The organism is Bacillus sp. AFS001701 (assembly GCF_002559405.1).
Taxonomy (GTDB): domain Bacteria; phylum Bacillota; class Bacilli; order Bacillales; family Bacillaceae_G; genus Gottfriedia.
The window spans coordinates 1-9,336 of sequence record NZ_NTZO01000014.1; the positions used below are offsets into that span (position 1 = coordinate 1).

General features: G+C 33.3%; 10 protein-coding genes. 2 read left to right on the top strand and 8 right to left on the bottom strand.

What is annotated here, in order from left to right:
- The coding region (locus CN514_RS01385) for a DUF2584 family protein (RefSeq protein ID WP_098231046.1) at positions 1 to 273 on the top strand (273 nt) is incomplete at its 5' end.
- Between the two features lie 109 nt (positions 274 to 382).
- Here the strand turns inward: CN514_RS01385 and CN514_RS01390 are convergent.
- The 3 genes from CN514_RS01390 to CN514_RS01400 are packed head-to-tail and all read right to left on the bottom strand — an operon-like array spanning position 383 to position 2,633.
- A complete protein-coding gene (locus tag CN514_RS01390) occupies positions 383 to 967 on the bottom strand; it encodes a GDSL-type esterase/lipase family protein (RefSeq protein WP_098231047.1) in 585 nt (194 codons plus the stop codon).
- Between the two features lie 5 nt (positions 968 to 972).
- On the bottom strand, positions 973 to 2,448 hold the full coding sequence (locus CN514_RS01395) for a sodium:solute symporter family protein (RefSeq protein WP_098231048.1): 1,476 nt from the start codon (positions 2,446 to 2,448) through the stop codon (positions 973 to 975).
- Positions 2,445 to 2,633: a DUF3311 domain-containing protein gene (locus CN514_RS01400; RefSeq protein WP_025671330.1), complete on the bottom strand. Its 189-nt coding sequence runs from the start codon at positions 2,631 to 2,633 to the stop codon at positions 2,445 to 2,447. Before CN514_RS01400 ends, CN514_RS01395 begins: the two co-directional genes overlap by 4 nt.
- Positions 2,634 to 2,768: 135 nt before the next feature.
- Here CN514_RS01400 and CN514_RS01405 point away from each other — a divergent pair, with 135 nt between their 5' ends.
- The gene (locus CN514_RS01405) at positions 2,769 to 4,130 is read left to right on the top strand and encodes a sigma-54 interaction domain-containing protein (RefSeq protein ID WP_098231049.1); all 1,362 of its coding nucleotides are present in this window, start codon (positions 2,769 to 2,771) and stop codon (positions 4,128 to 4,130) included.
- Positions 4,131 to 4,330: 200 nt separating this feature from the next.
- Here CN514_RS01405 and CN514_RS01410 read toward each other — a convergent pair whose 3' ends face one another.
- The 5 genes from CN514_RS01410 to CN514_RS01430 form a co-directional block, all read right to left on the bottom strand.
- Positions 4,331 to 5,425 (bottom strand): tartrate dehydrogenase, encoded by a 1,095-nt coding sequence (locus tag CN514_RS01410; protein ID WP_098231050.1) that lies wholly within the window; start codon positions 5,423 to 5,425, stop codon positions 4,331 to 4,333.
- Positions 5,426 to 5,449: 24 nt separating this feature from the next.
- On the bottom strand, positions 5,450 to 6,892 hold the full coding sequence (locus CN514_RS01415) for an aldehyde dehydrogenase family protein (protein WP_098231051.1): 1,443 nt from the start codon (positions 6,890 to 6,892) through the stop codon (positions 5,450 to 5,452).
- Positions 6,892 to 7,977: an aromatic ring-hydroxylating oxygenase subunit alpha gene (locus CN514_RS01420; protein ID WP_098231052.1), complete on the bottom strand. Its 1,086-nt coding sequence runs from the start codon at positions 7,975 to 7,977 to the stop codon at positions 6,892 to 6,894. Before CN514_RS01420 ends, CN514_RS01415 begins: the two co-directional genes overlap by 1 nt.
- A 327-nt stretch (positions 7,978 to 8,304) precedes the next feature.
- Positions 8,305 to 8,850, bottom strand: coding sequence for a 2'-5' RNA ligase family protein (locus CN514_RS01425; protein WP_098231053.1), 546 nt, complete (start codon positions 8,848 to 8,850; stop codon positions 8,305 to 8,307).
- 21 nt (positions 8,851 to 8,871) lie between these two features.
- On the bottom strand, positions 8,872 to 9,336 hold a 465-nt coding region (locus CN514_RS01430), incomplete at its 5' end, for a GNAT family N-acetyltransferase (protein ID WP_098231054.1).

The window sequence follows — 9,336 nt, forward strand, 5'->3', positions numbered from 1 at the left end:
TTTTTATTCAATGTAAGGAGTTTTCAAAATATGAGTATGCCTTTTGAATTTAATTGGTTAATTGTAACGAACGATCACGCCGTTAGACACGAAAACAATCTATTCTCTTTAGAACTTAACGGGTACCATTTGTTTCCTATTGATACACCAATCAATGTTTCACGAAAATATGATGAAAAGCCGTTTGGAATAGCTGTTATTCAGAAAATCGAATGGAGAAATGAGAATACATATTTGGATTATGAACTTAAAGCAATTGACACAGTTAATTAAGTGGATACAAGGTCTTTTATTAGAACCCCAATCCTAAGGTTTTCTTTCCCCAAAATTAAAAACGGATAGCTTAACTTTGCTATCCGTTCATTTGGACCTTATTAACTAATCATAACTCGATAATCGTTTGATATGCCTGGTTTGCTAAAGCACCATGACCAAGTTCATTTGGATGTACACCATCAGTGCCTTCAAAAAATTCCGATTTTAGATGCTGATGTTGTTGGAATGGAATTCGAAAATCAATCAGTTTAAATTGATTCACTTTTACCATCTGCTCGATTCGATTAGCAAACTCTTTTGCCTTCAACACAAATGTTTCATAACCAGAAATCGGTTCCCACACTTCTTCATGATTGATCTGATCTATGTGGATTGGTGGATGAATTGCTACAATAGGTTGAACACCATTATGAATCGCTTGTTTTACCATCGAATAAATATTTGAAAGTATATAGTTTATTTCAACATCCCACCATAAATCATTTCCGCCTGCACAAATAATAACATGTGATGGATTATTTAATACGACATCATGGTAGAATCGTGACAGCATTCCAGTACTTGTATCACCTGAAATCCCTTTATTAATAATCTCAACTGATAATTCATTTTGAAGAATTGTTGGCCAAGCATCAACTTTTGATACTCCTAAACCTTCTGTAAGACTATCACCAATACATACAATTTTCATCTTTCTCACCATTGTTCCTTTATAGTTTCTTGCCTTACCCTTGGTCTTATTTTTACTAAATAAGTAATTCCACTAACTCCAAACATAAAGACAATATTAATAGTGAATGCAATAAATCCTGAATCAAAATCTTTCAAAAATTGAGGAGCATGAGGGAATATTGTTCCAAATGTTGTATTTTTTATTGTTACGTATGCTACTGTAACTAGTCCAGATAGTATTCCTGCTACTGCTCCAATTTTAGTAACTGGATTACGTTTTAAGAACGTAACAATTAATGCAGGGAACAATTGTAAGACAAAGCTATATGCCATTAATAAAAGAGAAAGCATTGTCTTTCCACCATAAAATGTAAAAAATAATGCTATTAAAGCTATGATAGGAACTAAGATTCTTGTAAGTCCTGCTAACTTCGCATCGCTTGTTTCCGGTTTTATTGCTTTATAAATATTTTTTGAAAGTAAGGTTGAGGCCGTTAATAATAACAACGAGCTAGGTACTAAAGCTGCTAATAGACCAGCTGAACCAATTACACCGATAAACCAAGGCGGAAGTGTCGCTTTAGCAATTTCGAATAAAACTAAATCAGTACGTTCACCTGGGATATGTGGCATTTGTAAAAGTGCAGTAAAGCCAATAAAAAGAATAAAAACCATCAGAATTTGATAAAGCGGTATAAGTGCCGCATTTTTACGTAATGTTTGTGAGTCTTTTGATGATAAACTTGCACCGAAAACATGTGGCCACATATACTGACCGAGCGCAATAATTAAACAAACTGATACATACCAAGAAATACTGTAGCCAGACTTAGGTAATAATAGGAAACCGGGCTTAGCGGCATCTAAAGTTCTAAACATCGGTTCTACACCACCGTAATAATGGAAAGGTAAATAAATCCCTAAAAACAAAATCGTTATGAGCATCAAAATATCTTTTAAAATAGCTGTGAATGCTGAACCATGAATTCCTGAAATATAAACAAAGATTGTCACTACAATTACTCCAATCCAAACTGCTAAATTTGGAGAAATAGCGCCGTATGAAGCTTCAGATACTATAATTTTTATACCATTTAGTTGAAGGACCATATATGGAACAATTGAAACAACTCCAACCAGTGCAACAAGTAGTCCTAAAGATTTACTATTATATTTTTTAACAAAGAAATCTGGCTGAGTTAATAAATTATGCTTTTTCGCATAACGCCAAATATGAGGCAAGATCCAAAATGGAATAATATAAGTAACAGCACAGAAAATATAGATTACTGGCCCTCCCATTGAATAAGATGCACTACTAGCTCCTAGGAAAATAAACGTTGTAAACATTTCACCTGCCATAAGGACGAACATGACAATACTACCAAAATTCCGATCTCCCACTACCCATGATTCCAATTTCATTTCTCTTCCTCTTCGGGCACGTATACCTAAATAGAGAGCTACTAGAAACGTAATTCCTATTAATAGAATGCTCATTGATTTTCCTCCTGTTTCTCTAAAATAGCATTACTAATAAAAAGGCAAACAGATGTGATTACTAACCAACTAGCCGACCAAAATACAATAAATGGTAATCCTAATATGTAAGGCTCAACTCGATTCACAATACTTAATGATCCTATGAAAGCAAAAATAGTTAAAAAAATTGCAAAATATTTCATTCCATTTCCTCCTTACCTTTAAGTTGATTATTTAAAAAATTCTGTTAATATTTTGTAGACTTATGTTAAACTCGTTTTATAAAATAGTAAAATATTAGTCTCTTATTGTAAGCGCTTAAAAAAGGAGTATAAATGATGAAAAGTTATTCCAATCTCTCAGATATACTAGAATTTGATAAAGAAGTGTTGTTAAATATTTTAAACTATTCTTCTGATGAAATTTATATTTTAAACCGAAATCTTGAAATCATTTATGTTAATAAAATGTGTGAGCAACATTACGGTTTACAACAGAACGAAATTATAGGAAAACAGAATGATATTTTTTTGGAAAAAGGGTATTGGACGCCTTCAATAATTCCAATTGTTTTAGAGAAAAATAATACCGTCACAATCAATCAGACTACACATACTGGTAAAGAATTAGTTACAACTGCCATTCCAATTTTCAATCCTATTAATAAAAAATTAGATTTCATTTTTATTACGTCTCGCGAAAAAAATTATATTTCTATAATTCATAATAACATTCATGAAACGCTTGATTCGAGCAAACATTTTAATTCAAATGGATTTTTAACACTTGACGAAGAAATGACAAATATCATTGAATTTTGTAAAAAGATTGCCCCTGTTGATACAAATATTTTAATTCAAGGTGAATCAGGAACAGGAAAAGGTGTACTCGCAAAATATATTCATGACTTAAGTAACCGGAATACTGGTCCTTTTCTTGCCATTAATTGTGCTGCTATTCCAGAAGATTTATTGGAATCTGAGCTATTTGGCTATGCTACTGGTGCCTTCACAGGAGCCTTAAAGAATGGAAAAATCGGCTTACTCGAAACTGCAAATAAAGGAACAATTTTTTTAGACGAAATCGGAGAAATTTCCTTAAAATTCCAAGCAAAACTACTCCAAGTATTACAAGATCGTAGCTTTTTTTCTGTAGGAGGCAGAGAATTAAAAAAGGTCGACGTTCGTATTATTACTGCGACGAACCGTAATCTATTGGAAATGGTAAAATTAAAACAGTTTAGAGAAGATCTATTTTACCGATTAAATGTAATTGATATTCAAATTCCTCCGCTTAGAAATAGAAAAAAAGATATTCCTTTATTAGCAAATCATTTCTTAACTAAGTTCAATCATAAATACAACGTTAACCGGTCATTCTCAATGAATGTAAAAAATACTTTTGAAGCTTTTCAATGGCCTGGTAATATCAGACAACTTGAAAATATTATTGAAAGACTTGTTATTACTAGCGAATCAGTCATCCGAATGTCTGACTTGCCGTCACAATTAATTCCTGAAGACCATACAATCACAATCCAAGAAGAAAATTCTTTAGAAAATATTTTAGAAGAAACTGAGAAAAAAATGATTATCGAATCTTACAAGATTCATAAGAGCTCTCGAAAGGTTGCAAAGGATCTTGGTTTAAGTCAAACAAAGGCAAACAAATTAATCCAAAAGTATTGTAAAAACGAATAAATTTTGACTGATTAAACTAAAAGGGAGATACTTCTATAGTATTTCCCTTTTTGTGTGTAGACAAAGTACTAAAAACTTGATTTTCAGACTGATTGCGAGCGCTTGTCTTTCGAGGAGCGGAGTTACCTTTGACGGTAATGAGCACCGCGCAGGCAGGCGAAGCAACGAAGAAAGCAAGCGTTTGTCAACAGCTGAAATAATTAATTTTTTTGAGTCTGTAAAACATCATTTTTAGAAGCTATCAATTCCACGATACAATCCCCTACTTCAGAAGTGGTAGATGATCCACCTAGATCTGGTGTTAAAACATTTTTTTCAATTAATAGTTGTTCAATTGCAGTAAGAATTACCTTACCATATTGTTCATATCCTAAATAATCGAGTAATTGGCTAGCAGACCAAATTGCTGCGAGTGGATTCGATATCTGTTTTCCAGATATATCTGGTGCTGAACCATGAATTGGTTCGAACATTGATGGATATGCTCTCTCAGGATTTATGTTTGCTCCAGCTGCAAGTCCCAAACCTCCTGCGATAGCAGCGCCTAAATCGGTTAAAATATCACCAAATAAATTAGAAGTCACTACTACCTCAAATCGTTTCGGATCTTTAATCATGAGCATAGCAGCTGCATCAACAAGATAAGAATATGTTTTTACTGAAGGATAATCTTTACTCACTTCTTCAAATATTTGATCCCAAAAGACCATTGAATAATTTAAAGCATTACCTTTACTAATACTTGTTAATGTTTTTCCTTGTTTTAGGGCTATATCGAACGCATAGCGTATGATTCGTTCAGTACCTTTACGTGAAAAAACGCTATTTTGTAAAACTACTTCATTTTCTTTTCCTTTATATAGCCAATCACCAGCTCCGGCATATTCACCTTCTGTATTCTCTCGGATAAATAACATATTTATTTCTTCGGTTTTGATATTTACGAGGGGGCACGGTGCTCCTTTTAATAGAGTTACAGGACGTATATTTACGTATTGATCGAAGCTCTTACGAATTTTTAATAGCAAGTCCCACAATGAGATATGATCAGGTACACCAGGAAATCCAACAGCTCCTAAATAAATTGCCTCAAATTCTTTTAATCTTTCAATTCCATCATCATCCATCATTTTTCCGTATCGTGCATAGTACTCACAGCCCCAAGGGAAAGACGTAAATTCGAATTGAAAAGAATCATCGAGACTAGCTATTTTATTTAAAACTTTCACGCCTTCATTAATCACTTCCGGCCCTATTCCATCCCCTGGAATAACTGCTATTTTATGTGTTTTCATACCATATCTCCTACCTTACTTAATTCAGTTTTGATTCCAGACAATAAGCTTCAACTCTGTCATTTCCTCAACTGCAAATTTTATCCCTTCTCTTCCTGTTCCACTTTCTTTCACACCACCATATGGCATATTATCCACTCGGAACGTTGGAACATCATTAATGATTACCGCACCTACGTGGAGCTCTTTTGAAGCAAGTAATGCATTCGATACGCTATCCGTATAGATTCCAGCCTGTAGCCCATAGTGTGAATTGTTTACGTGGGAGATGGCTTCACTGATTGAATTCACCTTAGTAACAGTCACAATTGGAGCGAATACTTCCTGACAAGAAACCTTTAAACTAGGTGTACAATTAGCAATAATTGTAGGTTCTAATATATTCCCTTGTACTTTGCCACCCACAAGAATGGTTGCATTGCTTTTTTTGGCTTCTTCAATCCAGCTTAACGTTCGATCTAATTCATCAGGTGAAATTAATGAAGAAAGATATGTTTCATGGTCAAATGGATTACCAAGTTTTAATTGTTTAGTTGCCTCTACAAATTTAGTAGTAAATTCCTCGTAAATCTCTTCATGAACAAAAATTCTCTGTAATGAAATACATACCTGACCTTGATTTGAAAAGGCACCCATTATACATCGATCAATAATATTATCAATATTAATTTTTTTATCAATAATGACGGCAGCGTTTGATCCAAGTTCAAGCGTTGTTTTCTTTAACTTTGCTTTATTTCTTATGTTAATCCCAACACTAGTACTACCAGTAAAAGTAATCATGTTTACTCGATCATCTTCAACAATCGTGTCTCCAACCGTGCGGCCAGGACCCGTTACAACGTTTAGTACACCATCCGGTAAGCCAGCTTGCTTGAATAGCTTAGCAATAAATAGTGCCGAAAGCGGCGTTTGAGATGCCGGTTTTAAAACAACCGTATTACCAGACGCAATAGCTGGACCAACTTTGTGAGCAACTAGATTCATAGGAAAGTTAAAGGGAGTAATCGCTCCAATAACACCAATCGGATTTCTTACTGTATATCCTACTCTTCCTATACCACCAGAAGCAGCATCAAACGGAATTGTTTCTCCATGTATTCGCTTTGCTTCCTCTGCTGCAAATTTATATGTTTCAATTGTTCGTGTTACCTCTCCCATTGAAAATGTAATTGGTTTAGCAGTTTCCCTAGTAATAATTTCTGCTGCTTCATTAAAGTTTTCTTTTAATAGCTGTACGACATTTTCAAGAATTTGTGCCCTCAAATATGCTGGCATTCTAGCAAACTCATCTTTTGACTGATATGCTACTTCAATTGCCTGTTCCGTTTGTTCTTTAGTTGCAACAGCAATCTCTGAAATTACTTCTCTACTGTATGGAGAATACAGGTTTGAATACTCATTTGTTTGTACCTCTTCTCCATTAATAAATAAATATTTTTTTATTGGACTTACTTTGTTTATCATCATTCTTCCTCCAAAGCACTTAGGACAGTTTCATGGAACTGAACAATCGCTTTCTCTGAAGATGAATAAAAGCCTTTATTAAATGCTCGTGAACGGAATCCAACTTGCTCTAATTCAACTAGTTCAACATCTTCATTTCGTACCACTTCTGCAAATTCGACTAAGTCTTTTTCTTCTTGTGTTAAATTTTCATCTCTAAAATAGTAAGTATAGATTCCAAGTGTTGTCTCATGATCGATAGGAACCATTTGGATCGTAGCAATATTTCCTGGGCCAGGATAAATGGTCATCATTAAATTTGGCCATAACCAATAGAAGGTACCTCCTTGCATTTCTACTTCATTAAAATCTAATGATCCCATCTTCTTATTCGCTTTCACTACTGATCCTTGAACAGAATAATTTTGACATGTAATAATTTGATAGTCTTTCATATCTAGCGTAGCGACAAAGCTCGGATGCGCTACATGACAATGATCACATTCTAAATAATTATCAATAAATGCTTTCCAGTTTGCTTTAATAATTCTCGATCTACTGCTCGTTCTTTTTAGTTCACTTAAAAAAGGAAATTTACTTAGCTTTTCAAAAAAATCTCCATATGTCTCAATTAATGACGTAGCTTGATCATCTAAATTAACAAAAATAAATGACTCAGCAATTTCCATCCTTACAGATCGTAAACAAGCATTTGAAACACAAGCTAAATCTTCCCCTCTAAAATTAGGAGCTTTATTTAATTTACCATCTAAATGAAAAGTCCATCCATGGTAAGCACATTGTAGAATTTTTTTATTTCCACTTTCATTTTTCTCTAGCTTAGTTGCTCGGTGTGGACAAACATTATAAAAAGCTTGAATAACCTCATTCTTGTCGCGTGTTACTATAATCGGTTCACCCGCTACTTCGGCTGTGAAGAAATCTCCAATATTTTCTAACTGGCTAATATGCCCAACTAACTGCCAAGACTTCGAAAAGATTTTTTCTTGTTCTTGTTCTAAAACCTTTGGATCAGTGTATAAATCATAAGTTAAAGTTCTTTCAAAGATTTCAGTCGTTGCATTTTGTACTTTATTAAAAGTCATTTACATAAACCCCTCTCATTTCCCTATTTTTTCCCCTATATCTTTTACTTTTTGCAATAACCATGCCAGAATTAAAGAACCCCAATAAATCAACATTTATTGAGTCTAAACGACTCAAATTAATAAAACAAGTGAACTGAATACAACTCGATTGAGTTATTTTCAGTTCGCTCTTTGAATTAGAGATTTATTTCATTTCGGTAGGATGAGAGGAATGAATAACTTCAATTACTTTTTCAATGAGCATTATCTTGATCTAACGCTTGAATATTATCAACAAGTTTTCTTAAAAATAAAAAACTCGCAATGATTTACGAGTTTTTTAACTTAGTTTATGGGATTTAAATCCTTTGAACATATTATAGGTGCATCGTTTTTATTAACCATTTCGATAATAGCAATCTTTTGTAACTTCCCAACCAATGTGTCATTTCGATATAAACAATAAATATACGCTTCTACTAGTTTGTTCGGTGACAATCGATTAGCTAAAGTACAATGTGGTACCCACTTTTCAGGTAGATAGATAGAATTTGGATTATCATCAAATTGTTTAAAATAAATATGATAATCTTCATGAAAATCAATCAACTCTTTTGAAACAATTGGTGAAAAATACAATATACCAGTATTTAGAAACGAACCAATTGAATTAAGCGTAATATTTATCTCCGACTTATTCTCATAAAATTTATCAAATTGTTCAAAGAAGCATTTTTTGTCTAAATTATGATAACTCGCTAAAGTAATGTGCGGTTTACGATCTACTACTTCATCAGCATAGAAAGAAATCGATTTTTCTCTTAACTCTGTCCAAATATCTTTAATGATTTGCTCGGTTTTTGCATCAAATAACGCTACAACTCCGTACATCAATCTTCCTTCTTTCTAAACTTATATTAGATCCATATGCATAATAAAGAGCTCACCTTTTCTCCCCATTACTCTCTTTCCACTATCAATAAATCCGCTTTTTAAATAAACATGCTGTGCAGCAGTATTTTTATAATTCACACCCAAAATAATTTCATCTCGTTCAGGGAAATTCGCTTTTACAAAAGAAGGCAATAAATTTAAAGATTGTTTCGCAATCCCTTTACCTTGAAAATTTGTATCAACAGAATAAGCCCTTAATAGTATTGCATTTTTATTATCACTATATTGTCTAACTCCATCCCAACCATGCAAAACAAAAAACCCTGCAACATCATTGTTACTCAAAATTAAAATCGCATGACGATCAGCCTCCAATACACATTTTTCTATATTATCAATAGGTAGACCAGTATATTTTAGATGCTCATCAGCCAGAAAATAGTTTTTTAATTGGTCATCATATTTATCATTATAAAATTGTAA